Source organism: Ovoidimarina sediminis (genome assembly GCF_032586175.1).
GTDB classification, from domain to species: domain Bacteria; phylum Pseudomonadota; class Alphaproteobacteria; order Rhodobacterales; family Rhodobacteraceae; genus Ovoidimarina; species Ovoidimarina sediminis.
The window spans coordinates 119,627-144,499 of sequence record NZ_JAWHTE010000006.1 but is presented as its reverse complement, the minus strand read 5'-3'; the positions used below and the strand labels follow the sequence as shown (position 1 = coordinate 144,499).

Here is a 24,873-nt window from a genome sequence, read left to right as displayed (position 1 = left end):
TTATTTGAGCGCTCAAATAAATTTACAACGCCTCGCCGACCGTGTAAAGCCGGTTGAAAGGGGAAACTCTCTTGTCCGAGAATCGCAGATATGACGTCATCGTGGCCGGCGCGGGCCATAACGGGCTCACCGCCGCGGCCTATCTTGCGCGGGCGGCGCTCAAGGTGGTCGTCGTCGAGAAGAACGATTGGATCGGCGGCGCGGCGGTCAGCCGCTCGCTCCACGAAGGCTGGACATACTCGAACTGCTCCTATGTCTGCTCGCTTCTCCGGCGCGAGGTCGCCCGCGATCTCGACCTGCCGAAATACGGGCTTCAGGTCATCCCCTACGAAGGCGGCGGAAGCTTCACGCGCGGTGGCGATTACTTCGCCTATTACTCCGATCACAACGCGCTCCGCCGCGAAATGGCGCGGCACTCGCCCCGCGACGCCGACGCCTATCACCGCTATTCCCAGGCGATCATGCGGCAGTGCCGGTTCATCCGGCCCTTCCTCTTGCGCGACGCGCCCGATCCCGCCTCGATCCGGCCCCGCGACCTCGGCGAACTGGGCTATCTCGTCAAGAAGGCCTGGGGCCTCGGCAAGCGCGAACTGGGCGAGACCCTGCGCTTCTGGACAATGTCGATCGGCGACCTCCTCGATGAGCATTTCGAGAACGATCTCATCAAGGCCCACCTCGCCGGATCCGGGATCATCGGCACCGGGCTTGGCGTCTATTCGCCCGGCACGGCCTATGTGCTTCTGCATCACTACATGGGCGATATCGACGGCGGTATCGGCGCCTGGGGATTCGCGCGCGGCGGCATGGGCGCGATCTCGGCGGCCATCGCGGCGGCGCTGAAGGATCACGGCGGCACGATCCACACAGGCTCCGGCGTCTCCGAAATCCTCACCCGCGACGGCCGCGTCACTGGCGTCGCGCTCGAGGACGGAACGGAGTTCCACGCCCCCGTCGTCGCCTCCAACATGGACGTCAAGCGCACCTTCCTGAAACACGTGGCCCCGAACGCGCTGCCCGACGAGTTCCGCCGCGCGGTGGAGCGGTTCAAGATCCGCGGCTCCTCGGCCAAGCTCAACATCGCGCTCGATCGCTTCCCCGCCTTCCCCGCCGCGCCCGACCATGCCAGCTTCATCCGCGGCGACATGCACGTTTCCGAAAGCCTGTGGGAGCTTGAGCGCGCCTATGACGACTGGAAGGTCGGTCGCTGGTCGGAACGGCCCTATATCGACATGCTGATCCCCAGCCAGATCGATCCCACCATGGCGCCCGCCGGGGCGCACATGATGACGGTCTTCGTGCAATACGCGCCCTACGATCTCGAGGTCGGCGGCATCCGCTCCGGCGAAAACTGGACAGAGGATCAACGCAAGGCCATGGCCGAAACCGTCCTCGGCCAGATCGAGGTGGCCTGCCCCGACATCCGCGACCGCATCCTGCACATGGAAGTCCGCTCTCCCCTGGAGCTTGAAAACGAGGTCGGGCTCACGGAAGGCAACATCTTCCAGGGCGAACTCACCTTCGACCAGCTCTTCTTCAACCGCCCGCTGCCGGGGTATTCCCAGTATGACAGCCCGATCCGCGGGCTTTACCTTTGCGGCTCCTCCGCCCATCCGGGCGGGGGCGTGATGGGCGCGCCGGGGGCAAATGCGGCGCGCACGATCCTCCGGCGCGAGGCAAGCGGAAAGAAACTGCGGGGCTACGCCGCATGAGCCGCTTTGATGCCATCGTCATCGGGGCCGGGATCAACGGTCTTGCCGCCGCCGCCACCCTCGCTCGGGCGGGAAAATCCGTCTGCGTGCTGGAACAGGCCGCCGCCCCGGGCGGCATGGCCACGCTCCGCCTCGACGACGGGCCAGAGCTTGCGCCGCTTCTGTGGAACCTCAGCCCCGTGGTCCTGAAAGCCTTCAACATCGATCCCGCGACGCTCGGGCTTGGCGCGCCACTCCCGGCCGTGGCGCTCGATCCCGGGGGCGCGCATATCGTCCTCCGGGGCGGGTGGGCGACCTCCCTTTCGGGCGAAACCCATGCCGATGGCCCCGCCTTCCAGCGCCTCCACGGCCAGCTTGTCACCTACGGCGCGCTTCTCCGCCGCCTGGCCGAGGCCCCGCCCCCGGGCGGCGGCACGCTTCTGTCGCAGCCGGGCCTCGCTCAGCTTCTGCGCCTTTCGCGCCTCGGGCTCGACCTGAAGCGCATGGGCAAGCCCGAGATGCGCCGCTTCCTTCAGGTGCTTCTCTCGAACGCCTACGATCTGATCCTCGACGAGATGCCGGACGGCCCCCTCGCCGGGCTCCTCGCCGCCGACGCGGTGCGGGGCAATGCCACCGGCCCGCGCTCTCCGGGCAGCGTCTTCACGCTCATCTATCGCATGGGCCACGGGGGCGAGGTGCGCCGCCCCGAAGGCGGGATGCCGAACCTCATCCGTCGGCTCGACGAGGCGCTGCAGAAAACCGGCTGCACGATCCGCACCGGAACGCCCGTGGCCCGGATCATTCTGGAGGATGATCGTGTGACCGGCGTCGAAACCAAAGGCGGTGAGATCATCGAGGCCCCCCGCGTCCTCAGCAGCCTCGGCCCGAAATCCGTCCTCGGTCTGACGGGGGCCGAAGCTTTCGATATCGAGGCCGCGCGCCGCATCCGTCATCTGCGCACCCGCGGCACGGTTGCGAAGGTGAACCTCCGCCTGACCGCGCCGCGCGTTCCCGGCCTGCCCGACGATCTGTCCGCCGCGCGCCTCGTCTATGCGCCGTCCGCGGATTACGTCGAGGCCGCCTTCACGCCGTCGAAATACGGAAGCCTGTCCGAGGCCCCGGTGATCGAGGCCACCTGCGTCGCCGCGCCCGATGGCCGCCCCTGGCTTTCGGCCAATGTCCAGTACGCCCCCGCCGATCTCGACGGCGGCTGGGACGATGCGGCCTGCGACCGCCTGCGCCAGATCACGCTCGATACCCTTGCCCGCGCCCTGCCCGACCTTCCGGGCGCGGTGGAAGAGCTTCAGGTCATCCCGCCAACCCGGATCGCGGCGGAAACCGGCGCCGCGGGCGGCCACTGGCACCACGCCGAACTGGCGCTTGATCAGATTTTTGCCCTGCGCCCGGGCAACGGGATGGGCCGTTACGCGATGGGCCCCCGCGGCCTCTATCTCTGCGGCGCCTCCACCCATCCGGGCGGCGACGTGATGGGGCTTGCGGGCCGGAATGCCGCTGCGGCCGTGCTGGAGGGCTGGGTATGAGCATCTTCGCCGATCCGAAACTCGGCCTCGTGCCGGGCCCGGTCCACGACCGGCTTGCCGAACAAAGCCGCGCCATGGCCTGGTACGACTGGGCGGGATACATCGCGCCCTCCGTCCTCGACAGCGTCGAGTTCGAATATTTCGCGCTCCGCAACCAGGCCTCGCTGTTCGATATCTCGCCGATGCACAAGTACCGCGTCACCGGCCCCGGTGCGGTGGCGATGCTGAACCGCATGGTCACCCGCGACATCCGCAAGATCGCGGTGGGCCGGGTGGGCTATACGCTCTGGTGCGACGAGGCGGGCCATGTCATCGACGACGGCACGCTCTTCCGGCTGGGCGAGGATGACTGGCGCCTTTGCTGCCAGGAACCGATGCTCAGCTGGCTCGATGACGCCGCTTGGGGTTTCGACGCGACGATCACCGACGAAAGCCACACCGTCGCCGGCTTCTCCCTGCAAGGCCCCACCTCGTTCGCCATTCTCGAGGCGGCGGGCCTCGCGCTCGCCGATCTCAAACCCTTCGCCTTCGCTACGCCCGAAGACGGGCTTCTCGTCTCGCGCACCGGTTTCACCGGCGATCTGGGCTACGAGCTTTGGTGCGACTGGGACGCGGCCCTCCCGCTCTGGGACAGGATCTGGAAGGCAGGCGCCCATCGGGGCCTCCGCGCCATCGGGTACGAGGCCGTCGATATCGCCCGGCTCGAAGCGGGTTTCCTGACCGCGGGCGTCGATTTCCAGCCGGTTCACGCGACGGAACGCCTGCACCGGGGCCGCACGCCCTTCGAACTGGGGTTCGGCCGCATGGTCGATCTTGGCAAGGGGCATTTCAACGGCCGCCGCGCGCTTCTCGCGGCCCGCGCGGCGCCGCGCAGCCGCCTGCTCCGGCTCGATATCGAAGGCTTCAAGCCTGCCCGCGGCGCGCTGATCTACGACCGGTTCAACCGCGAACTGGGCCACGTCACCTCCGGTGTCTGGTCCCCCACGGCGAAGCGCAACATCGCGCTCGCCCATGTGAAAATGCCCCAGGCCGAGGCGCACCCCGCCCGCCTCTGGGCCGAGATTTACACCCACGAGGAAGGCCGCTGGACGACCCGCATGGCCCGCGCCACACCGATGAAGGCCCCCGCCTTCGCGCCGGCCCGCGCCCGCGCCACGCCGCCCGCCCGTTTCTGATGGAGACAGAGTAATGACCGTCAACGCCAACACCCCCACCGATCAGGAAATCGCCGAATGGGATCGGGATCACCACCTGCACCCGTGGGCCGCGGTCGAAGGGTTCGGAACCGATGAATACATGCGCGTGAACACCGCCGACGGCATCTATCTCTGGGATGCCGAGGGCAAGCGCTACATCGATGGGCCCGGCGGCATGTGGTGCGCCCAGATCGGCTATGGCCGCAAGGAAATGGCCGATGCGATCGCGGCGCAGGTGATGGAAATGCCCTATGCCTCGCCCTGGTCGTTCACGACCGAACCCGCCTCGGTCCTCGCCCGCATGATCGCGGAACGCAGCCCGGGTGACCTGAACACCGTCCATTTCACCACTGGCGGCTCAACCGCCGTCGACACCGCGCTGCGCACGGCCTTCTTCATCAACAACCGCCTCGGGCGGCCGGAAAAGAAGATCGTGATCGGGCGCGAGCGCGGCTACCACGGTTCCACCTTCCTCGCCGCCACCGTCACCGGCAAGGAACGCTTCAAGACGCAGTTCGACAAGGCCGAGGAGCTGGTTCACTTCCTGCCCGACGTGAACCCCTATCACCGCCCCGCGGGCGTCAGCCTCGAGGCGTGGTGCGATGCCAAGGTCGAAGATCTGCAGAAGGCTATCGACGTGATCGGGGCCGACCGGATCGCCGCCTTCATTGCCGAACCGGTTCTCAGTTCCGGTGGTGTGATCGTCCCGCCGCCCGGCTACCACAAGCGCACGCTCGAGATCTGCCGCGCCAACGACATCCTCTACATCTCCGACGAGGTGGTGACGGGCTTCGGCCGCCTCGGCCACTGGTTCGCCTCGGAGGAGGTGTTCGACATCGTGCCCGACATGATCACCTGCGCGAAGGGGCTCACCTCGGGCTACCTGCCGCTCGGCGCCTGCATCATCTCGGACGCGCTCATGCAGCGCGCGGCAGAGGCGGAAGGCGATGACGTGTTCTACAACGGCTACACCTATTCCGGGCATCCGGTCAGCTGTACCGCCGCGATCAAGAATATCGAGATCATGGAACGCGAGGATATCCTGGGCCATGTCCGCAAGGTCACCCCGCTGTTCCAGGGCCGGATGCGCGAGATCAAGGAAAAGTTCGATATCGTGGGCGATGCGCGGGGCGAAGGGCTTCTGGGCTGCATCGAATGCCGCCCGGACCTTGAGAAGGATACCTACAGCGAGAAGCTGAAATTCGGCCAGAAGCTCGACGATGCCTGCGAAAAGATGGGGCTTCTCCTGCGTCCGTTCGGAAACATGGCCGTCTTCTCGCCGCCGCTCATCATCACCGAGGAACAGATCGGCGACATGTTCGACATCATGGAAAAGGGGCTGGAACAGATCAGCCGTGAATATGATGCCTGAGATCGCCCGCCTTTCTGCCGATATCGAAACCGTTGGTGCCCGGCTCATGGCCGATGGCGCGGCGATCGTCGAAAATGCCGTGCCGCCCGATCTGGTCGACGAGGTTCTTGCCGATTTTCGCGGGCCCTTCGATGAACAGGGCCTGAAATTCGCAAATGATTTCAACGGGTACCGCACTAGGCGCCTCGGCGGCATCCTTGCGCTGTCGCGCCGGGCGGCCGATATCCTCGCCCATCCCCTCGTTCTGGGGGTGGCCGACAAGGTGCTTCTGCCCCATTGCGAAAGCTACCGGATCGGCTCGTCCACGGCGATCGAGATCATGCCGGGCGAGGGCGATCAGGTTCTCCACCGCGACGACGATTTCTATCCCGTCCGCGTGCCCGGCATCGAGTGGCAGATCTCGGCCATGGTGGCGCTCACCGAGTTCACGGCGGAAAACGGCGCGACCCGCGTCGTCCCCGGCTCGCAGGACATGCGCGAGATCGAGGGCATCACCGAAGGCGAGGTGGCCCAGGCGGTGATGCCGCGCGGATCGATCCTGTTCTACCTCGGCCGCGCGGTCCACGCGGGCGGGCAGAACAACACCGCCGTGCCCCGCGCGGGGCTGATCACCACCTATTCGCTGGGCTGGCTCCGGCAGGAGGAAAACCAGTACCTGACCGTCCCGCGCGACATCGCCGAAAGCTTTCCCGATCCGGTCCGCCGGCTCATGGGCTACCAGTCCCACGGGTCGTATCTCGGGGTCTACCCGGGCGACCCGGACGGAAACTACTGGAACTCGTGACCGGGCGGGCGCCTATCGCGCGCCGTCCCGGTTCAGCCAGCCCTCCCGCGTGATCCCGAACCAGGCCACATTGTCGCTGGCATAGGCGCGCTTCAGGCCAAGCGGCTTCAGCCCGCATTTCCCGAGCACGGCCTGCGACGCGCTGTTTTCCGGATCGGTCGTGGCGACGACGTCGGTCAGGGCGGTTTCCTCGAACGCAAAGCGCAGGAGCCGCCCGCAGGCCTCGGTCGCAAATCCCTGCCCCCAGGCCTCCGGCACCAGAAGATAGCCGATCTCGATCTGCCCCGGCGGATAGATCCCGGGCCGGACGAGCGACCAGTCGTAATCGTCCTCGTCGATCGGGACCGGCATCAGAAGGCAATCCCCGATCTTCTCGCCGGTATCCCTGCGCCGGATCACCCAGATGCCGATACGGCCCCCCGCGCCCCGCAGGACGGCGTTCGGCATATGCCGGTCGACCTCCGCCACCGTCATCGGCACTTCGGTGATGTAATGCATGACGGCGGGATCACAGAGGACGCGCACCGCGATATCCCGGTCCGCCATCGTGATCGGCGACAGCGTCAGGCGCGGTGTCTCAAGCACCAGATCGCCTGCGCCCAGATGCGGTATCACGCGGGCTTCCGCCCCCGGATGTGATGGGGGCAATGCTCCCCGCTTTCGAGAACGCCCACGAGCTTCGTCCAGATCGCCACCTGGTGATCGATGAACTCCTTCCCGTGCCGATCCGAAAGCGCGGGGCGTTCGGGGCCCTTGAGCCAGGCAAGCTCGCCGGCCGCGACGCCGGCATACCACGGGTTGCGGTTCACGAGTTCCACCTCCTCGAACCCGGCCGCCTTCATCGCCTCGGCATAGGCGCGGGGCGAGGCCATCGCGAATTCCAGCCCCTCTTCGGCGATGTAATCGGCCATCTGGGGCGAGGGCGGGCCGTCGTGGCCGATCAGCCAATCCGACGCCGCGAACCAGCCGCCGGGCTTCAGCACGCGAAACGCATCCGCCGCCATGGCCACCTTGTCGGGGATGTGGATGATCGAATCCTTCGAAAACACGACGTCGAAGGTTTCGTCGTCGAACGGGAAGGGGCCCGGCGTCACCTTCTTGATGGTGATCCGGTCGGCCACGCCTTCGAGTTCGGCCCGGTGCCGCGCGGCCTCGCAGACCGGATCCTCCACATCGATGCCGGTGACATGGGCCGCGCCGTGATCGCGCGTCAGAAGCACCGCGCAGGCCCCCGATCCGCAGCCGATATCCATCACATGCTTGCCCGCGATATCGACGCCTTCGATGACGCGCGCCACCTCTTCCGGGCCGCCGGGAGACAGGAAACCTTCGCCCCAGATATGTTCCAGAAACCCGATGGCCTGCTGGTCGTAAAGTATCTCGTCGGTCATGTCGCGCCCCCTGTTTCACAGGATTGAAACGCGATTCCCGAGGCCGCAACAAGCCCAATCGGTGGGCTGGCGGGGCGAAAGCAGGCGCCTGCCCACTGAATGTGCATTCAATCAATTGATCTGCGCAACGGCACTTGCTACTCGCAGGATACCGCTTCGCAATGGGACAATGCCGATGCCAGATTCGCTGCCAAGACACGCCCAGACCGTCATCATCGGCGGCGGGTCGATCGGAACGAATACCGCCTATCACCTCGCGAAGCTCGGGCACACCGATGTCGTGGTGCTGGAGCAGGGGCAGCTGACTTCGGGCACCACCTGGCACGCGGCGGGGCTGATCGTGGCGGGGCTTCTGAAATCCGAGGCCGAATGCACGATCTACACCCATGGCCGCGATCTTTACGCCAATCTCGAGGCCGAAACGGGGATGCCCACGGGCTTCCGCGAGGTCGGCTATCTTCAGATCGCGACAAACGAGGAACGGGTGCACGAAATGCGGCGCGTGGCGCCCTTCATGCAGCGGTTCGGGATCAACTGCCACGAGGTTTCCGTCAGGGAGGCGCAGGATCTGTTCCCGATCGGCGATTTCTCGAACGTCGTCGGCGCGTTCTACATCCCCGAGGATGGCCGGGCGAACCCGGTCGACGTGACGATGTCGCTTGCCAAGGGCGCGCGGACCCACGGCGTGCGGTTCTTCGAAGGCGTGCGGGTTACCGAGATCACCGCGCAGAACGGCACCGCGACGGGGGTGCGCACCGGCGACGGGCAGGCGATTTCGGCCGAGAACGTGGTGATCTGCGGGGGCATGTGGTCGCGCCAGCTTGGGGAGGCGCATGGCGTGAACCTGCCGCTTCAGGCGGCGGAACATTACTACCTCATTACCGAGGCGATCCCCGGCCTCCCGCGCGATCTTCCGGTGCTCGAGGACCCGTCGACCTATACCTATTACCGCGAGGAGGTGGGTGGGATGATGCTGGGCCTCTTCGAGCCGGGAGCGGCGTCGTGGAAGGTGGACGGCATCCCCGACACCTGGGAATTCGGCGAGATCGACCCGGATTGGGATCGCGTGGGGCCCGATCTTGAAAAGGCCTATTCGCGGGTGCCCGATACGATGAACTACGGGGTGAAGAAGCTGTTCTGCGGGCCGGAAAGCTTCACCCCCGACCTTGCGCCGCTCGTCGGGCCGACGCCCGAGATGCGCAATCTCTGGGTCGCCTGCGGGATGAATTCGCTGGGAATTCTGAATGGTGCGGGGACGGGGATGGTGCTGGCGCACTGGATGGTGGACGGGCTTCCGCCGATCGATGTGACGGGCATCAACGTCAACCGGTTCTCGAAGGAATTCGCGACGCCGGCCTTCCGGCGCGACCGGACGCCGGAGCTTCTGGGCAAGCTGTTCGGCCAGCATTTTCACAACGAAAGCCCCAAGACTGCGCGGAACGTCAAGCGTTCCGTCCTTTACGATCGGCTGAAAGAGGCAGGTGCCTTTTTCAGCGAGGGAAACGGCTGGGAACAGCCTGATTGGTTTGCGCCAACGCCGGATCTGGCGCGGGTCGAGAGCTATTCCTGGTACCGTCAGAACTGGTTCAACTGGCACGCCGAAGAACACCGCGCGGCGCGGGAGGGGGTGGTTTTGATGGATATGACCTCGATGGCGTGTTTCGAGGTTCAGGGGCGGGATGCCTGTGCGATTCTGTCCCGGCTGTCCTGCAACGAAATTAACGGCGCGACCGGGCGGGTGGTGTACACCGCCTGGGTGAACGAGCGGGGCGGGTTCGAGGCGGATCTGACCGTCACGCGGCTGGGGCCGGAGCGGTTCATGGTGATCGTCGGCGAGAACTCCGCCGGGCACACCGAGATGCGGATGCGACGGAATATCCAGCCGGATGAACATGTTACGATCACCGATGTCACGGCGGGCCGGTGCCAGATCAACGTGCACGGCCCGAAATCGCGGGAGCTTCTGAGCCGGGTTTCGGGGGCGGATCTGTCGAACGAGGGCTTTCCGTTCATGACCGCGCGGGAGATCGACGTGGGCTATGCGGTGGTGCTGGCCTACCGGGTGACGTTCATCGGGGAGTTGGGCTGGGAGCTGCATGTGCCGAGCACGCAAGCCGTTCAAACTTATGATCTTTTGATGAGTGCGGGCGTGGATCTGGGGGTGCGGAACGCGGGCATGCAGACGCTGAATTCACTGCGTCTGGAGAAGGCCTATCGCGATTTCGGGATCGATGTGGACAACACCGACAACCCGATCGAGGCGGGGCTTGGCTTTGCCGTGAAGCTGGACAAGCCCGGGGGGTTCATCGGGCGGGACGCGCTGGCCGAGATCAAGGCCCAGGGCGTACCGAAGACGCGGATGCTGCAATTCCTGCTAAAGGATCCCGAGCCTTTGATGCACGGTAACGAGCTGATTTATATGGATAATACGCAAGTCGGATATATTCAGGTGGGCGGCTATGGCCATACGCTTGGGGGCGCGGTCGGGATCGGGTTCGCCGAACTCGACAGGCCGCTGACGGCCGAGATCGTGGAAAGCGGCACCTGGGAGATCGAGATCGCGGGGGAGCGGTTTGCGGCCACCGCCTCGCTCAAGCCGCTTTACGATCCGGGGATGGAGAAGATCAGGTGTTAGCGGCGTACGCAGCGTTACCTCCCAGACAGGGAGAGCACAGGGCGTACACAGCGCGTACACAGGGCGTACACAGCGCAGTGCAGAAATGACCGTACGCTGCGCGAATTAACCATATTCGGGCTCTGAATTTAGTAGCGAGTCGCTACTATCCAGGCCGCGCGCAGCGGGATAGTAGCGACTCGCTATCATTTCGCCGGGGCATTTCGACCCGGTCAGGCCGCCGGGATCAGGGCGCCCGCATCGGGCAGATCGATGGTGCCCGGGTGCCATTCGCGCACGTCGTTCGAGAGGACGGAGGCGCGCAGGCGTTCCATCCGTGCGCGGCGCTCTTCCTCGGGCATGTCGAGGGCGGCGAGGATCATCCGGTCGAGCGATCTGTGCGAGAACGGGTTGGTGCTGACCGCCTCGCCCAGTTCGACGGCGGCGCCCGCGAATTCGGACAGGACGAGCACGCCGTCGCCGTCGACGCGGGAGGCCACGAATTCCTTGCAGACGAGGTTCATCCCGTCCGCCAAGGGCGTGATCCAGGCGACATCCGCCGCGCGGTAATAGGCGACGAGTTCGCTGAACGGGATGGCGCGGGAGATGAGCGCCACCGGCTGCCAGTCGAGGGAGCCGAAGCGGCCGTTGATCCGGCCCGCGACCTGCTCGATCTCGTTCTGGATCTTTTCGTAGGCCGCCATGTTGCGGTTGGCGGAGACCGAGACGTGCATCAGCCTGACCTTGCCGCGCAGATCGGGGTTGGCCTCGATCACGCGCTCGAAGCTTTCGAGCTGTTCGACGCCGCCCTTGGTGTAATCGGTGCGGCCCACGGAGAGGATGAGCTTCGCGTCGCCCATTCCCGCGCGGATCTCGGCGGCGCGGCGTTCGGTTTCCGGATCGCGGGCGCGGGTGTCGATGAAGCCCGTGTCGACGCCGACGGGCGTGACGGAGAGCGCGATCTCACGGCCCTCGAAGGAGAGCACGGCGGGCATCGAGCGTTCGGTGAGCGCGGTACCTTCGGAAATCCACTTCTCGGGCACCTTCACGCGCTCGGTCACGTCGACATCGAAGAGGCTGCGCGCGACGGAGGCGAAGTTCGCGGCGTAGCGCGGGATGTGGAAGCCCACGTCGTCGCAGGCGAGCAAGCTGCGCGCGATTTCCTTCCGCCAGGGCAGGACGTTGAAGATATCCGCCGAGGGGAATGGGGTGTGGTGGAAGAAGGCGATCCGCACATCGGGGCGCATCGAGCGCAGGTAGCCCGGCACGAGCCAGAGGTTGTAATCGTGGATCCAGACCACCGCGCCATGGGCGGCCTCGGCCGCCGCGGCCTCGGCGAAGCGGCGGTTCACGTCGCGGAAATTCTGCCAGTCGACGGGATCGTAATTGTAGCGTTCCTTGAAGGCGTGGAGGATCGGCCAGAACGCTTCCTTCGACGTCACGTGGTAGAATTCGCGCACCTGATCCGCCGAGAGCGGCAGGCGCGAGACCGAGTATTTACCGTAGACGTCGTTGATCTCGATCTTCTGTTCGAAGCCCGGGTTCTGGACGTCATCGGCCAGTTTCCAGGCGATCCACGCGCCATGGGAGACGCGGCCGAAGAAGCTTTTCAGCGTCGGCACGATGCCATTGGGGGAGGCGTTTTCGCGGAGAACGGTTTTGCCGTTCTCCTCGACTTCCTCGTAGGGCTGGCGGTGATAGACGATCACGAGATCGGATGGCATTGGGGGCGTCTCCTCAGCTTGTCGTCAGCATTTCGAAGTGCAGGATGGCTTCGGCGATGCCGGCCACGCCGACGCCCCGTGCCGCGTGCACGTGATCGAGGCCCGAGACCTCATCGAGAAGCGCCTGTTCGGAGCCGCCGACGGCGACCGCGGGCAGGCCGAGCGACAGCATGGAGAGATCGTTCAGGGTGTCGCCCGCCACCAGCGTGCGGCGGTTGTCGATGCCGAGATGGGCGAGGAGGCGCAGGAGCGAGGGCCCCTTGCTGACGCCCTTCGGCAGCACGTCGAAATAGCGGTTGTCGGAAATCAGCGCGTCGAGGCCGAGGCCCGCGACGATATCGAGTGCCTTCTGATCGAAGCGGGCGGGATCCATATCGTAGCTTGCGCGGTAGCGGAAGCCGGTGGACTGGAGCCTGATGCCCTGGACGGGTTTCAGCGCGGCGAGGATCATGCCGCCCGCGTCGCCCCATGCCTCGGCGATTTCGGCCTCGAGCTCTTCGATGGGGGAGAGCAGGTGATCGCGCCCGACTTCGGCGATCGTGGTGCCGACATCGCCCACGACGTAATCGGGGCGCGGGGCGCGGCCCGTCTTTGTCAGCTGGCTGATGAAGCCCGGATCGCGGCCCGTCACGAAGATGAGGCCCACACGCGCACGGTTGTCTTCGATCCAGTCATAGAACTGCGCGCGATCCTCGTCGGACCCGCCGAGGAACGTGCCGTCGAGGTCGGTTGCGAGGACGAGTTCCTTCGTCGCGATATGATCGGTGGAGGTGGGGTGCGGTGTGAAGATTTCGTGGCGGGTCATGAGATCCTTTCAGCAAGATTTGCAATGGCTTGATGGGTGGCGGGATGATCGAGCGAGAGCGCCATGGCGCGCGGCTCGGCTTCGATGGGACGGGCCCAGAGGGCGGCGAAGGCCGTTCCGAGCTCTTCCCCTTCGTGCAGGATGGACCGCACGGTTTCGCAGATCGGCATGGTGATGCCGACCTTTCGCGCGAGATCCGTCACGGTCTTTGCGTTGAATTCGCCTTCTACAACGACGGGCTTTCCTCCGAAGCAGTTTTCCCTTGGGGTTCCTTCACCCAACTGCTGACCGAGCGACATGTTCCGTGATGTCGGGCTCGAGCAGGTGAGGGAGAGGTCGCCGATGCCCGAAAGCCCGGTGACGGTTTCGCGGCGGCCGCCCAGGGCCTCGGCCAGGATCTTCATCTCGTCGAGGCCGCGGGTGATGAGGGCGGCGCGGGTGTTTTCGGCGAAGCCCGCGCCCGTCATCATGCCACAGGCGATGGCGATCACGTTCTTCACCGCGCCGCCGATTTCGACGCCGATGAGATCGTCGGAGACATAGGCGCGGAAGCTTTCGGTCGTCAGCGAGACGGAAAAGCGGGCGGCGGGGCTTTCGTGCGGTGTCAGCCGGTCGGCATAGGCGAAGGGGAAGGCCACGGTGGCCGCCGTCGGGTGGCCGAGCGCGGTTTCGCGGGCGAAGGTGGGGCCCGAGACGCAGCCGATGGGGCGGGAGCCCAGTTCTTCCTCGGCGACCTGGGTCATCAGAAGGCCGGTTTCGGCCTCGATCCCCTTGGCGCAGATGGCGACGGGGATGCCCGGGGCGGCATGGGCGGCGACCTGGCGGGCGACCGCGCGGACGCTGCGGGAGGGAACGACGATCATCGCGGCCTCGGCGCCCCTGAGGGCGTCGGACATCTCGTGCACGGCGAGGAGGTTCGGCGGAAGATCGACGTCGGGGATGAATTTCGCGTTCCGGTGGGTGGCGTTGATGTCGTTCACGACAGCAGCGTCGCGCCCCCAGATACGGGTTTGCACGCCCGCGCGGGCCAGCGTGGCGGCCAGCGCGGTGCCCCAGGAGCCGGCGCCGATGACGGCGACGCTGCGAAAGGGTTTCGCGGAGAAGGGTACGGGATCGCCTGAGACGGGGACGTGCTTCATCGGAACCTCGGGGTCGGGGTGAAAGGGAGGTGTGGGGAGGACGGGCCGCTGGGGCCGGTGATGTCGTTTATAGACCAGTCATGTCGCAAAAGATGCCTTTGTTACCGCAAACTTCAATGCCGCAGATGCAAAAAAGTTCCCTCTGTCGGGCCGTGTGACACGGGTTTTCGGGGGTGATGTGCAAAAAAACATCGAAGCTGCCTTCAAATTAATCGGAATAATGATCGATAAACGACATTTGCGCGTCGTTTTTTGACTATTCCGGTGGAGATGCTATCCTGCTGCAATGCAGCGTCACATCAAAAGGAGCAGCAGATGCGTAAAACGGTGAGAACGGCTATTTTTCCGGTCGCGGGGATGGGCACCCGGTTTCTGCCCGCCACGAAGGCGACCCCGAAGGAGCTTCTGCCGGTCATCGACACGCCGCTGATCCAGTATGCGATCGACGAGGCACAGGCGGCCGGGATCGAGCGGATGGTGTTCGTCAGCCACCCGTCGAAATCCGCCATCGAACGGCATGTGATGGACGACGCGAAGCTGCGCGCGGATCTCAGGGCGCGGGGCAAGCGCGATCTGGCCGACGAGTTGCAGGAGGCGGCGCTTTGCCCGGAGGCGGACGACGCCGTTTTCACGATGCAGCATGAGCCGCTGGGGCTGGGGCACGCGGTTCTGTGCGCCCGGGAGCAGGCGCTGCCGGGGCCGGTTGCGGTGATTTTGCCCGATGATCTGATCCTCGGCAAAGGATGCCTGGGCGAGATGATCGAGGCCTACGCCGCGTCGCAGGCCGGGCACATGGTGGCGACCATGACGGTGCCGCGCGAGGAGGAGACGAAGAAATACGGCATCCTGTCGGTGACAGAGGCCCGGGGGCGGCTTCTGCGGGCCGACGGGATGGTGGAAAAGCCCGATCCCGAGGCCGCGCCGTCGCGCGAGGCCGTGGTCGGGCGGTATATCCTTGGCGAAAGCATCTTCGAGAGCCTTGCGACGCAGGAGCCGGGCGCGGGCGGCGAAATCCAGCTGACCGACGCGATCGCGCGGGGGGCGCAGCGCGAGGGCCTTGCGGGGTTCCGCTTTTCCGGCACGCGGTTCGATTGCGGATCGAAGGCGGGGATGCTGCAGGCGACGCTGCACCTTGCCGCGCAGGACCCCGAGCTTGCGCCGGTTCTGGAAGAGCACGCGGCGATGTGCGTGGCGCCGCGCGCGGCCTGAACGGAGGCGCGCGGCGCTTCCCGGTTGAATCCCGCCGCGCCTTTCGCCATTCCTGCCGGTCATGGCCGATATCACATACGATCCCGACGCCGCCGCCGCGCTTGCCGACTGGTGCAACGCGGCACTGGTTTCCGCTGCCGACAGCTTCGCCGCGGGCAAGAGTATTGCGCGGAGGCTTGGGGCGCATGTCGTCGGGGACGGGGTGGAGTTCGGGTTCTGGGCGCCCGAGCTTCTGGACTGGCACGTGTCGCAGAGCGACATCTTCCTGGAAATCCTGCGCGCGCCCGACGACCTTGATCTGACCGCCTCGCATACGGAGGCCCGGTTCGAGCGGATGCTGTTGCCGGTGGTGCGGAGCGAGGGCTTCGTCTTCTCGGCCGCGCAGGGCGTCAGGGCCGGGCGGCGGGACCGGACGGGGGACTTCTATGCGCTGGTGTGGCGCGATGCGGAGGGGGCGCTGACGCGCGTGCTGGATCCGCTGGCGATGTCGCTGCCCTATGGCGCCTTCGCGCCGGCGGAGGTGTATGACGTGGCCGCGATGCAGGCGGAGCGGCCCGACCGCGCCTATTTCGAGGCGCTGAAGGGCGCGGCGCCGCACAAGTTCGGCCCGCCGACGAGCATCCTGCAGCTTCACATTCCGACCGCGACCGCCGGGGGCACGCTGGCGAGCCTGACGCGCCACATCGAGCGGATCGCGGCGCGGGTGGAAAACGGGCTGGCGCTTGAGCCGGCGGACGAGCTTTTCGTGGGCTACGATGCGGTGCAGCCCCTGCCGGTGGAGCCCACGACCGTGTTCGAGACCGGCCCCGGCTTCTGGGCGGAAGAGGTGCTGGACGGCGATGTGGCGGAGGTGACGCTGACGCGGCCCAGCACGACGAACTGGGGCTATGACGTGGTGATTTCCGGCATGGCGACGGTGAACCCGGTGCTTCTGGAAAGCGGGCGGCCCGACGAGCTGATCGACCTGGCCGCCGCGCTGCACGGGTTTCCGGGCGGGCCGAAGAAGCTGATCCTGGACGTGGTGTTCGGGCATTCGGACAACCAGGGGCTCGACGCGCTGGCGAGCCACTATTTCGCCGGCCCGAACATGTACGGGCAGAACCTCGACTACAAGAACCCGATCGTGCGGGCGATCCTTCTGGAGATGCAGCGAAGGAAGGTGAATTTCGGGGCGGACGGCGTGCGCGTGGACGGGGCGCAGGATTTCAAGTGGTGGGATCCGGCGACGCAGGCGCTGCACCATGACGACGATTACCTGCAGGAGATGTCGGACATCGTGCAGGAGGTTGCGGGCACCGAATACCGCCCGTGGTTCGTGTTCGAGGACGGGCGGCCCTGGCCCGAGGAGGACTGGGAGCTGAGTTCGACCTACCGCGCGGTGATCGAGGCGCAGCGGGATGACGATATCTTCCAGTGGGGGCCGCTGACCTTCGCCCATAACACGCCCTTCATCTACACCTTCTGGGTGTCGAAATACTGGCGCATCCAGGAGATTTTGCGCCACGGGGAGAACTGGATATCCGGGACCGCGAACCACGACACGCTGCGGCGGGGCACGCAGGTGAGCCCGAAGCTGAACATCAACACGCGGCTGGGCGAGACGCGGATGGAGATCCTCGACAAGGCCTATGACAACCCCGCCGTGTCGATGCTGACCTATGCCGTGTTTCCCGGCGTGCCGATGGATTTTCTGAACGCGACGGCGCGGGCCAGCTGGGGCTTCATCCGCAACCAGGACGACCGGTACGGCGTGAAGGTGGTGGCCGAAGAGGCGATCAGCCTGAAATGGCAGGTGGACGAGTACAGCTATTCGACGCCGGGAAGTTTCCGGCGCCTGAAGGCGCTTGGTTTCGAGACGCGGGAGGACCTGGCGCGGTTCTTCGAGTTCCTGCCGGCGCTGGTGGAGGTGACGGAATATCACCTCGATACGATCGCGGCGCTTCTGAACGCGGTGGAGCCCGCGCTGTCGGGCCCGGTGCGGTTCACGGTGGAGAATCTGAAGGAGATCGCGCGGGCGTGGATGGATGACATGCACGAATACTGCAACGTGTCGCATTCCTTCTCGCTGCTCGACCCGGCGCAGACGCGTTTCATGCGGCGCTTGCGGGAGTTCCGGCTGGAGAACCCGTGGCTGACGGGGAATTTCGGAGCGGGCGACGATTTCCGCTATCTCGAACCGATCGACGGGCGGACGGTTTTCGCCGCGCACCGGCAGGGGCCGGACGGCATGGGCGTGTTCACGCTTTGCCATATGGAAGGCAAGCCCACGGGGGTGATCGAGCCCCTGGACCTTCTGCCCGAGGGCGCGCCCCGGGACGGGTGGCGCGTGGCGCTGGCCAGCCCGCTGATCGGAGAGGATTACGAGGGCGGGCCGCTGGCGCTGGAAGATTCGATGGGTGTCGTTTTCGTCCGGAAATGACCGCGCCTGTCGGTTGACCGGCGGGTTGCCCGTTGGTACGGGGCGGTATTCTCAGGGCGGGGTGAAAGTCCCTACCGGCGGTATAGCCCGCGAGCGCCATTTCGATGAGATGGGTCAGCAGATTCGGTGAAACTCCGAAGCCGACGGTGATAGTCCGGATGGGAGAGAATGCAGTGGGTTGGCCCTGAAGGGGGCTGTCCCCTGTCGCTCTGGGATTGCGTCATGACGACAGGAGGACATCTGATGACAAAATCCCACAGGTTCGCATTCATCAAGGCACGCTGGCATGCCGATATCGTGGATCAGGCGCAGGCCGGGTTCGAGGCACGGCTGACGGAACTGGGCGTGGCGTACGAGGTGGATGTGGTTGAGGTGCCCGGCGCGTTCGAGCTTCCGCTGATGGCGAAGCGGCTGGCGCGGACCGGACGGTACGATGCGATCGCGGCGGCGGCGTTTGTCGTGGACGGGGGCATCTACCGGCACGATTTCGTGGCCGGCACGGTGGTGAACGGGTTGATGCAGGTCGGGCTAGAGACCGATGTGCCGGTGCTGTCGGTGTCGCTGACCCCGCATCATTTCCAGGAGACGGAGGCACACCGCGCGTTCTTCCTCGACCACTTCGTGAAGAAGGGGGCCGAGGCGGCGGATGCGGCGCTGCACATGGCCGGGCTTGGCGCTGTGCACGAGGTGGCGGCCTGAGGACAGGGGCCGCCACGGCGGCGGGCGTCAGGACATGATGAGCCCGCCGTCGACGTTGATCGTCTGGCCGGTGATATAGGCGGCGTCGTCGCTGGCGAGGAAGGCGACGAGGCCCGCCACGTCGCTGCCCTTGCCCGCGCGCTTCATCGGGATGTTCCCGACCCAGTCCTGCATCAGTTCGCCGGGGCCGTAATCGCCCAGCATCTGGCCCCAGACGCGATCGTTGTAATCCCACATGTCGGTTTCGATGATGCCGGGGCAGATGGCGTTGACGGTGATCCCGTCGAGCGCCACCTCTTTCGCGAGGCTTTGGGTGAGGCCCATGACGCCGAATTTCGAGGCGGCGTAATGGGGGGTATAGATGAAGCCGTCGCGGGCCTGGCCGGAGGCGGTGTTGATGAGGCGGCCGCCCGAGCCTTGCGCGCGCATGTGGCGGATCGCCTCCTGGCAGCAGAGGAAGACGCCCTTGGTGTTGACGTCCATCGTCGCATCCCATTCGGCTTCGGTCAGATCCTCGACCTTCGCGATGGTGATGATGCCCGCGTTCTGGACGGAGATGTCGATCTGCCCGAAGGCGCGGGCGGCGGTGTCGTAGAGGGCGGCGACCTGCGCCTTGTCGGTAACGTCGCAGCGGAGGCCAAGCGCGCGGTCGGGCGGGCCGAGGCGGGCCGCGGCCTCTTCCACATCCTCCTCGACCGAGGCGATCGCGAGGTTGGCGCCTTCCTCGAAGAAGCGGGTGGCGAGGGCGAAGCCGATCCCCTTGTTGCCGCCGGTGATGACGACGGTCTTGTTTTCAAACCGGTTCACGCTGAAGCCCTCCCTCGGGGTCGTTCTGCGCGGCGTCGGGGACAAGCCGGGCCGCGGTGAATTTGTCGGTGATGAGGAGGTCGATGACGCCGGTGCGGAGCGCGCCTTCGATGGCCTTCGTCTTGGACTGGCCGCCGGCCAGCGCCATGACGCGATCCACGCCCCGGAGGCTTTCGAGCGGCATGCCGATCACCCGGTCGTCGAGCGGGGTTTTCACGAGCGCGCCGTCGGCGTCGAAGAAGCGCAGGCTGATATCGCCGACGCCGCCCGCCTCGGCGATGTCCGCGAGTTCGCGGGAGGAGAAGACGTTGCCGCTGCGCGCGAGCATGGAAGAGGGTTCGACGGCGCCGATGCCGACGATGGCCAGGGTGATCTTGCCGAAGAGATCCATGGTTTCGCGCACGTAGGGATCGCCCAGGAGGACGAGCTTGGCCTCGCGGGACTGGGCGACGCCCGGGGCGCTGAGCAGATGCGCTTCGGCCCCGGTCAGCCGGGCGAGGCGGGTGGTGAGCTGGTTGGCGTGGATCTGGACGGTGGGATCGCCCATGCCGCCCAGCGTCTGGACGATGTGCTTGGCGCGGCCGCCCTTCATCGGGTGGATGTTGTCGACCATCCTGAGGATGGTTTCCGACCAGCTTGAGACGCCGATGATTTCGCCGGGTTGCAGCGTGGCTTCGAGGAAATGGGCCGCCGCCTCGCCGATGCGGGCCATGATCGCGCCGTCGCGGTCTTCGGAGCATTCGACGACGATGGCCTCGCTGACGCCGAAGCGATCGCGGATCGCCGTTTCCAGTTCGGCATAGGTGCCCGAGGGGGCGACGACGGTGGTGCGGACGATTTCCTCGTCCACCGCCTTCTTGAGGATCCGCGAGACGGTGGCCTGGGAGATCCGCAGGTGTTTGGCGATGTCCGCCTGCCGGGCGCCCTCGATATGGTACATCTGCGCGACCCGCGCGATGAGCCTGAGTTCGTTTAGGCGGGACATGCTTGGCCGTCTCTCCGGGGCGGATTCTGTGAATAATTATGCACTAGACTGGCGGGAGGGCGCGCGCAACCGCGCTGCGCCATTCCGCGAGCTTCCGCCGCCGTGCCTCGGCGGGCATCCGGGGTTCGAGGGGGGCGTCGTGGCTGACCAGCCGGGCCAGCGCGTCGAGCCCGTCCCAGACCCCGGTGGCGAGGCCGGCGAGGTGGGCGGCGCCGAGCGCCGAGGCTTCGGAATTGCGGCAGGGGGTGACGGGGTGGTCGAGGAAATCGGCGACCATCTGCATCAGGAAGGGGTTGCGGCTGGCGCCACCGTCGACGGAGAGGCGCCCGATGGTGCCCGCCGCCTCGGCCATGATGGCGAAGACGTCGTTGACCTGAAGCGCCATGCTTTCGGCGGCGGCGCGGGCGACATGGGCGGGGCCCGAGGCGAAGGAGAGGCCCGCGACGAGCCCGCGTGCCTCGGAATTCCAGTGCGGCGAGCCGAGCCCGACATGGGCGGGGACGAGCGAGACGCCTTCGGTCGTGTCGACCGTCTGGGCGAGATCGATCAGGGCATCGACGCTGTCGAGCCCCAGAAGTTCCGCCGTCCAGGGGAAGACCGAGGCGCTGGTGAGGATGTTGCCTTCGAAGGCGAAGGTGGAGGTGCCGTCCAGCGACCAGGCGATGGTGGTGGTGATGCCCGGAGGCGGGGGTACGTAGCGGGCGACCGTTGTCATCACCGACGATCCCGTGCCGAAGGTGGCCTTGCCGTCGCCCGGCGTGAAGGCGCCGTGGCTGAAGAGGGCGGCGTGGGAATCGCCGATGGCCGAGGCGATGGGAATGCCGTCGGGCAGGGGGGCCGCGTCGCGGGTGGTGCCGAAGACATGCGCGGAATCGTGCACCTCGGGCAGCATCGCCGGGTCGAGCCCGAAGAGGGCGCAGAGCGTATCGTCCCAGCGGCCCTCGGCGAGGTTGAAGAGCTGGGTGCGGGCGGCGTTGGAGCGGTCGGTGGCGTGGCGCGCGCCGCCGGTGAACTTCCAGATCAGCCAGCTGTCGACCGTGCCGATGCAGATATCGCGGTGGCGCTGGGCGCGGCCGAGAAGCCAGGCGGCCTTGGTGGGCGGGAAGAGCGGATCGATCGGCAGGCCGGTGCGGGCGATGACCCCGGCCTCGTGGCCCGCATCGCGGAGGCGGGCGCAGTCGGGCGCGGTGCGGCGGCATTGCCAGGTGATGACGGGGCCGAGGGGATCGCCCGTCGCACGATCCCAGATCAGGACGGATTCGCGCTGGTTCGAGATGCCGAGGGCCAGGATTTCGGTGCCGGGTGCGGCGGCGAGGCAATCGCGCACCGCCGCGCGGGTGGCCGCCCAGATCGCATCTGCATCCTGTTCGACCCAGCCCGGCTGGGGGTGGGAGGTGGGGACCGGGGCCGATCCGCTGGCGATGATCGCGCCGTCCTGCCTGACCAGTACCGCCTTCGAGTTGGTGGTGCCTTCGTCAACGGCGAGAACGGCGCGGTCCGGCATGGATCATCCCTTGCGCTTGAGAAGCGCGGTTGCGCTGGCGGCGATGGCGTCGGGCGACATGCCGAAATCGTCGAGCAGCTGGTTGGCCGACCCGGTATGGGCGAAGACGCCCGGCACGCCAAGCCGCGTCATGGGGACGGGGCAGGTTTCGACCACGACCTCGGCCACCGCGCTGCCGAGCCCGCCGAAGGTGGTGTGTTCCTCGCAGGTTAGGATCGCGCCGGTTTCGCGGCAGGCGGCTTCGATCGCGGCGGTGTCGATCGGGCGGACGGTGGCCATGTTGAGGACGCGGGCCGCGATGCCCTTGGCCGACAGGAGCGTGGCCGCCATCAGGGCGCGGTGGGTGAGAACGCCGTTTGCGATGATCGTGAGATCGGTGCCCTCGTGCAGGGTGTCGGCCCGGCCCAGTTCGAAGACGTGATCTTCGGGGAAGAGATCGGGCACGCCGACGCGGCTGAGCCGGAGGAAGCAGCCGCCCACATAATCGGCCGCCCAGGCGACCGCCGCGGCGGTTTCGATCCGGTCGGCGGGGGCGATGACGGGGACGTTGGGGAGGGCGCGGATCCAGGCGAAATCCTCGATCGAGTGATGGGTGGCGCCCAGTTCGCCGTAGGCCATGCCGGAGCTGATGCCCACGAGTTTGACGTTGGTTTCGGAATAGGCGACGTCGGCCTTGATCTGTTCGAGCGCGCGGCCCGTCAGGAAGGGCGAGGCGGCGCAGACATAGGGCACCTTGCCGCCATTGGCGAGGCCGGCGCCGACGCCGACCATGTTCTGTTCGGCGATGCCCACGTTGATGAGCCTTTCGGGGAACTTGTCGCGGAAGCCCGAAAGCTTCGACGATCCCACCGAGTCGTTGCAGACCGCGACGATATCGCGGTTGGTTTCGCCCATCGCCTCGAGCGTGGCGACGAAGGCGTCGCGGCAGTCGTGGAGTTTTGCCGTCTCAAAGGGCGCGTTCATTCGGCGGCCTCCGTCAGTTCGGACATGGCCTTTTTGTACTGGTCTTCGTTCGGCACCTTGTGGTGCCAGGCGACGTTGTCGGACATGAAGGAAATGCCGTGGCCCTTGTTGGTGTGGGCGACGATGCATTTCGGTTTGCCGGGCACGGCGGCATCCTTCGAGATGGCGCGGCAGATCTGGGCGTGGTCGTGGCCGTCGATTTCCTCGACATGCCAGCCGAAGGCCTCGAGCTTCGGCGCGAAGGGGGCGAGATCGTTGGTTTCGGCCAGGCGCGCGCCCTGCTGGAGGCGGTTGTGGTCGATGATGAGGGTGAGGTTGTCGAGCCCGAACTGGGCGGCGGCCATGATCGCCTCCCAGTTGGAGCCTTCCTGCATCTCGCCGTCGCCGGTGATGACGAAGGTGCGCCAGGGCCGGGTGTCGAGCTTTGCCGCCGTGGCCATGCCGACGCCCACGGGAAGCCCGTGGCCGAGGGGGCCGGTGTTGGTTTCGACGCCGGGGACGTAGACGCGATTCGGGTGGCCATTGAGGCGCGAGCGGTGGCCGAGGAAGGTGGAGATCTCGTCTTTCGGGATGAAACCGCGCTCGGAGAGCACGATGTAAAGCGCCAGCGCGGTGTGCCCCTTGCTGAGCACGAGCCGGTCGCGTTCGGGATCGAGCGGGGCCGCGGGATCGACCGAAAGTTCGTGGAAATAGAGGCAGGTGAGCAGGTCGATCACCGACATTTCGCCGCCGATATGGCCTGCGCCGGCCTCGAAGACCGCCTGCAGATCCCGCCGGCGGATCCGGTTTGCGATGCTGCGAAGTTCGTCGGGAGTCATCGTCGCTCCTGCATAAATATTCGCGCAATAAAAAACATACAGGCGAATGGAATGTCAAGCCGGACTCTCGCGCATGTGCGCTGCAGCGGAGAAGTTATGCGTTGCTGGGCGCTGCTTCCTGAGTTCCGGTTGACAGGCCAGAATTGCTCAGCTAAGCATTTTCCATCGTATGTGAATAAATATGCGACCAAGGCGCGACGGGAGGGAGAATGGCCGACGCATCGCAACCACGATCTGGCCTTGGCGTTCTGAAGGACGCCTTTTCGCTGAGTGGTGCGACGGGCCCCCTGATCGGGCTTTTGCTGTTATGCGCCTTTCTGTCGATCGCGACCGATTCCTTCCTGTCGATCCGGAATTTCCTGAACATCCTCGACCAGATCACCGTGCTGGGCATCCTGGCGGTCGGCATGACCTTCGTCATCCTGATCGGCGGGATCGACCTGTCGGTGGGATCGGTGCTGGCGCTGTCGATGATGATCCTCGGCTATCTGAACGTGGAGGCCGGGCTGCCGATGAGCGTGGCGATCACCGGGGCGCTTCTGGCCTCGGCGCTGGCGGGGGCGGTGTCGGGGTTCATGATAACGGTCTTCGCCGTGCCCGCCTTCATCGCGACCCTTGCGATGATGTCGATCGCGCGGGGGCTGGCGAGCATGATCACCAACGGGTCGCAGATCATCGGCTTTCCGGCCTGGTTCAACATGGGGGCGATCATCCGTTATGGCGGGTTTCTGACCATGACCGTGGCGGTGATGCTGATCGTCTTCGTCGCCGCCTGGCTGTTTCAGCGCTACCGGCAGGAGGGCCGCGCCCTGTACGCGATCGGCGGCAATCCGGAGGTGGCGCGGCTTGCGGGGATCAACGTCAGCCGCATGACCATCATGGTCTACACCGCCTGCGCCGCGCTGTCGGGGCTGGGCGGCGTGTTGCTGGCCGCGCGGCTGGATGCCGTGCAGCCGACGATCGGGATCGCTTACGAGCTCGATGCCATCGCGGCGGTCGTGATCGGGGGCACGAGCCTGTCGGGGGGCACCGGCGGCATCGTCGGCACCCTGATCGGCGTTCTGATCATCGGGGTTCTGAGGAACGGGCTGAACCTTCTGTCGGTCTCGCCCTTCCTGCAGGCCGTCATCATCGGGCTGGTGATCGTGCTGGCCGTGGCGGCGGAGACGTTCAAGCGGGCGAGCCGCTGACACAAAACGCCCGCGGGGGATGATC

Annotated in this window: 20 protein-coding genes and 1 riboswitch; of the genes, 10 read left to right on the top strand and 10 right to left on the bottom strand. The window is 66.3% G+C overall.

Features of this window, described 5'->3' with window-relative positions:
- Nucleotides 1-71: 71 nt before the first annotated feature.
- From RXV90_RS09585 to RXV90_RS09565, 5 genes are read left to right on the top strand one after another with little or no spacing between them, the layout of a single operon-like run.
- Nucleotides 72-1,709, top strand: a complete 1,638-nt coding sequence (locus RXV90_RS09585; RefSeq protein WP_316648392.1) for a phytoene desaturase family protein — start codon at nucleotides 72-74, stop codon at nucleotides 1,707-1,709.
- Nucleotides 1,706-3,229 (top strand): phytoene desaturase family protein, encoded by a 1,524-nt coding sequence (locus tag RXV90_RS09580; protein WP_316648391.1) that lies wholly within the window; start codon nucleotides 1,706-1,708, stop codon nucleotides 3,227-3,229. Before RXV90_RS09585 ends, RXV90_RS09580 begins: the two co-directional genes overlap by 4 nt.
- Nucleotides 3,226-4,404, top strand: coding sequence for an aminomethyltransferase family protein (locus RXV90_RS09575; protein WP_316648390.1), 1,179 nt, complete (start codon nucleotides 3,226-3,228; stop codon nucleotides 4,402-4,404). Before RXV90_RS09580 ends, RXV90_RS09575 begins: the two co-directional genes overlap by 4 nt.
- 13 nt (nucleotides 4,405-4,417) lie before the next feature.
- A complete protein-coding gene (locus RXV90_RS09570) occupies nucleotides 4,418-5,797 on the top strand; it encodes an aminotransferase (RefSeq protein ID WP_316648389.1) in 1,380 nt (459 codons plus the stop codon).
- Nucleotides 5,790-6,581 carry a phytanoyl-CoA dioxygenase family protein gene (locus RXV90_RS09565; RefSeq protein WP_316648388.1) on the top strand — a complete coding sequence of 264 codons (792 nt, stop codon included), beginning with the start codon at nucleotides 5,790-5,792 and terminating at the stop codon, nucleotides 6,579-6,581. The genes RXV90_RS09570 and RXV90_RS09565 overlap by 8 nt, the downstream gene beginning before the upstream one ends.
- A 12-nt stretch (nucleotides 6,582-6,593) precedes the next feature.
- Here the strand turns inward: RXV90_RS09565 and RXV90_RS09560 are convergent, their stop codons facing one another.
- The gene (locus RXV90_RS09560; RefSeq protein WP_316648387.1) at nucleotides 6,594-7,196 is read right to left on the bottom strand and encodes a GNAT family N-acetyltransferase; all 603 of its coding nucleotides are present in this window, start codon (nucleotides 7,194-7,196) and stop codon (nucleotides 6,594-6,596) included.
- Complete coding sequence (locus RXV90_RS09555; protein WP_316648386.1) at nucleotides 7,193-7,972, bottom strand: methyltransferase domain-containing protein; 780 nt, start codon at nucleotides 7,970-7,972, stop codon at nucleotides 7,193-7,195. Before RXV90_RS09555 ends, RXV90_RS09560 begins: the two co-directional genes overlap by 4 nt.
- A 175-nt stretch (nucleotides 7,973-8,147) precedes the next feature.
- Here RXV90_RS09555 and RXV90_RS09550 point away from each other — a divergent pair, with 175 nt between their 5' ends.
- A complete protein-coding gene (locus tag RXV90_RS09550; protein WP_316648385.1) occupies nucleotides 8,148-10,607 on the top strand; it encodes a GcvT family protein in 2,460 nt (819 codons plus the stop codon).
- A 212-nt stretch (nucleotides 10,608-10,819) separates the two neighbouring features.
- Here RXV90_RS09550 and ggpS read toward each other — a convergent pair whose 3' ends face one another.
- Genes ggpS through RXV90_RS09535 form a run of 3 tightly spaced genes read right to left on the bottom strand, consistent with a single transcriptional unit; the run spans nucleotide 10,820 to nucleotide 14,254 of the window.
- Nucleotides 10,820-12,310 carry a glucosylglycerol-phosphate synthase gene (ggpS, locus tag RXV90_RS09545; protein WP_316648384.1) on the bottom strand — a complete coding sequence of 497 codons (1,491 nt, stop codon included), beginning with the start codon at nucleotides 12,308-12,310 and terminating at the stop codon, nucleotides 10,820-10,822.
- Nucleotides 12,311-12,323: 13 nt separating this feature from the next.
- Complete coding sequence (locus RXV90_RS09540; RefSeq protein ID WP_316648382.1) at nucleotides 12,324-13,115, bottom strand: HAD-IIB family hydrolase; 792 nt, start codon at nucleotides 13,113-13,115, stop codon at nucleotides 12,324-12,326.
- Entirely contained in the window at nucleotides 13,112-14,254 is a 1,143-nt protein-coding gene (locus tag RXV90_RS09535) for an NAD(P)H-dependent glycerol-3-phosphate dehydrogenase (protein WP_316648380.1), read from the bottom strand. Before RXV90_RS09535 ends, RXV90_RS09540 begins: the two co-directional genes overlap by 4 nt.
- A gap of 315 nt (nucleotides 14,255-14,569) precedes the next feature.
- Here RXV90_RS09535 and RXV90_RS09530 point away from each other — a divergent pair, with 315 nt between their 5' ends.
- The 3 genes from RXV90_RS09530 (at nucleotide 14,570) to RXV90_RS09520 (ending at nucleotide 18,581) form a co-directional block, all read left to right on the top strand.
- Nucleotides 14,570-15,463, top strand: coding sequence for a UTP--glucose-1-phosphate uridylyltransferase (locus tag RXV90_RS09530; protein WP_316648379.1), 894 nt, complete (start codon nucleotides 14,570-14,572; stop codon nucleotides 15,461-15,463).
- Nucleotides 15,464-15,524: 61 nt separating this feature from the next.
- A complete protein-coding gene (gghA, locus tag RXV90_RS09525) occupies nucleotides 15,525-17,882 on the top strand; it encodes a glucosylglycerol hydrolase (RefSeq protein ID WP_316648378.1) in 2,358 nt (785 codons plus the stop codon).
- A gap of 43 nt (nucleotides 17,883-17,925) precedes the next feature.
- A riboswitch (FMN riboswitch) is annotated at nucleotides 17,926-18,056 on the top strand.
- Between the two features lie 69 nt (nucleotides 18,057-18,125).
- Nucleotides 18,126-18,581, top strand: a complete 456-nt coding sequence (locus tag RXV90_RS09520) for a 6,7-dimethyl-8-ribityllumazine synthase (protein ID WP_316648377.1) — start codon at nucleotides 18,126-18,128, stop codon at nucleotides 18,579-18,581.
- A 27-nt stretch (nucleotides 18,582-18,608) separates the two neighbouring features.
- On the opposite strand, the gene RXV90_RS09515 is transcribed toward RXV90_RS09520, so the two are convergent.
- Genes RXV90_RS09515 through RXV90_RS09495 form a run of 5 tightly spaced genes read right to left on the bottom strand, consistent with a single transcriptional unit; the run spans nucleotide 18,609 to nucleotide 23,658 of the window.
- A complete protein-coding gene (locus tag RXV90_RS09515; RefSeq protein ID WP_316648376.1) occupies nucleotides 18,609-19,388 on the bottom strand; it encodes a glucose 1-dehydrogenase in 780 nt (259 codons plus the stop codon).
- Entirely contained in the window at nucleotides 19,375-20,373 is a 999-nt protein-coding gene (locus tag RXV90_RS09510) for a sugar-binding transcriptional regulator (RefSeq protein ID WP_316648374.1), read from the bottom strand. Before RXV90_RS09510 ends, RXV90_RS09515 begins: the two co-directional genes overlap by 14 nt.
- Nucleotides 20,374-20,416: 43 nt before the next feature.
- Complete coding sequence (locus RXV90_RS09505; protein WP_316648372.1) at nucleotides 20,417-21,877, bottom strand: FGGY family carbohydrate kinase; 1,461 nt, start codon at nucleotides 21,875-21,877, stop codon at nucleotides 20,417-20,419.
- A gap of 3 nt (nucleotides 21,878-21,880) precedes the next feature.
- Nucleotides 21,881-22,840, bottom strand: a complete 960-nt coding sequence (locus tag RXV90_RS09500) for a transketolase family protein (RefSeq protein ID WP_316648371.1) — start codon at nucleotides 22,838-22,840, stop codon at nucleotides 21,881-21,883.
- Entirely contained in the window at nucleotides 22,837-23,658 is an 822-nt protein-coding gene (locus tag RXV90_RS09495) for a transketolase (protein WP_316648370.1), read from the bottom strand. Before RXV90_RS09495 ends, RXV90_RS09500 begins: the two co-directional genes overlap by 4 nt.
- Nucleotides 23,659-23,867: 209 nt before the next feature.
- Here RXV90_RS09495 and RXV90_RS09490 point away from each other — a divergent pair, with 209 nt between their 5' ends.
- On the top strand, nucleotides 23,868-24,848 hold the full coding sequence (locus RXV90_RS09490; protein WP_316648369.1) for an ABC transporter permease: 981 nt from the start codon (nucleotides 23,868-23,870) through the stop codon (nucleotides 24,846-24,848).
- Nucleotides 24,849-24,873 lie beyond the last annotated feature (25 nt).

Excerpts from the sequence above, each read along its gene's own strand:
- RXV90_RS09580 (WP_316648391.1), top strand. The coding sequence starts at position 1,706 with ATGAGCCGCTTTGATGCCATCGTCATCGGGGCCGGGATCAACGGTCTT.
- RXV90_RS09575 (WP_316648390.1), top strand. The coding sequence starts at position 3,226 with ATGAGCATCTTCGCCGATCCGAAACTCGGCCTCGTGCCGGGCCCGGTC.
- RXV90_RS09570 (WP_316648389.1), top strand. The coding sequence starts at position 4,418 with ATGACCGTCAACGCCAACACCCCCACCGATCAGGAAATCGCCGAATGG.
- RXV90_RS09565 (WP_316648388.1), top strand. The coding sequence starts at position 5,790 with ATGCCTGAGATCGCCCGCCTTTCTGCCGATATCGAAACCGTTGGTGCC.
- RXV90_RS09555 (WP_316648386.1), bottom strand. The coding sequence starts at position 7,972 with ATGACCGACGAGATACTTTACGACCAGCAGGCCATCGGGTTTCTGGAA.
- RXV90_RS09550 (WP_316648385.1), top strand. The coding sequence starts at position 8,148 with ATGCCAGATTCGCTGCCAAGACACGCCCAGACCGTCATCATCGGCGGC.
- ggpS (WP_316648384.1), bottom strand. The coding sequence starts at position 12,310 with ATGCCATCCGATCTCGTGATCGTCTATCACCGCCAGCCCTACGAGGAA.
- RXV90_RS09540 (WP_316648382.1), bottom strand. The coding sequence starts at position 13,115 with ATGACCCGCCACGAAATCTTCACACCGCACCCCACCTCCACCGATCAT.
- RXV90_RS09535 (WP_316648380.1), bottom strand. The coding sequence starts at position 14,254 with ATGAAGCACGTCCCCGTCTCAGGCGATCCCGTACCCTTCTCCGCGAAA.
- RXV90_RS09530 (WP_316648379.1), top strand. The coding sequence starts at position 14,570 with ATGCGTAAAACGGTGAGAACGGCTATTTTTCCGGTCGCGGGGATGGGC.
- gghA (WP_316648378.1), top strand. The coding sequence starts at position 15,525 with ATGGCCGATATCACATACGATCCCGACGCCGCCGCCGCGCTTGCCGAC.
- RXV90_RS09520 (WP_316648377.1), top strand. The coding sequence starts at position 18,126 with ATGACAAAATCCCACAGGTTCGCATTCATCAAGGCACGCTGGCATGCC.
- RXV90_RS09510 (WP_316648374.1), bottom strand. The coding sequence starts at position 20,373 with ATGTCCCGCCTAAACGAACTCAGGCTCATCGCGCGGGTCGCGCAGATG.
- RXV90_RS09505 (WP_316648372.1), bottom strand. The coding sequence starts at position 21,877 with ATGCCGGACCGCGCCGTTCTCGCCGTTGACGAAGGCACCACCAACTCG.
- RXV90_RS09500 (WP_316648371.1), bottom strand. The coding sequence starts at position 22,840 with ATGAACGCGCCCTTTGAGACGGCAAAACTCCACGACTGCCGCGACGCC.
- RXV90_RS09495 (WP_316648370.1), bottom strand. The coding sequence starts at position 23,658 with ATGACTCCCGACGAACTTCGCAGCATCGCAAACCGGATCCGCCGGCGG.
- RXV90_RS09490 (WP_316648369.1), top strand. The coding sequence starts at position 23,868 with ATGGCCGACGCATCGCAACCACGATCTGGCCTTGGCGTTCTGAAGGAC.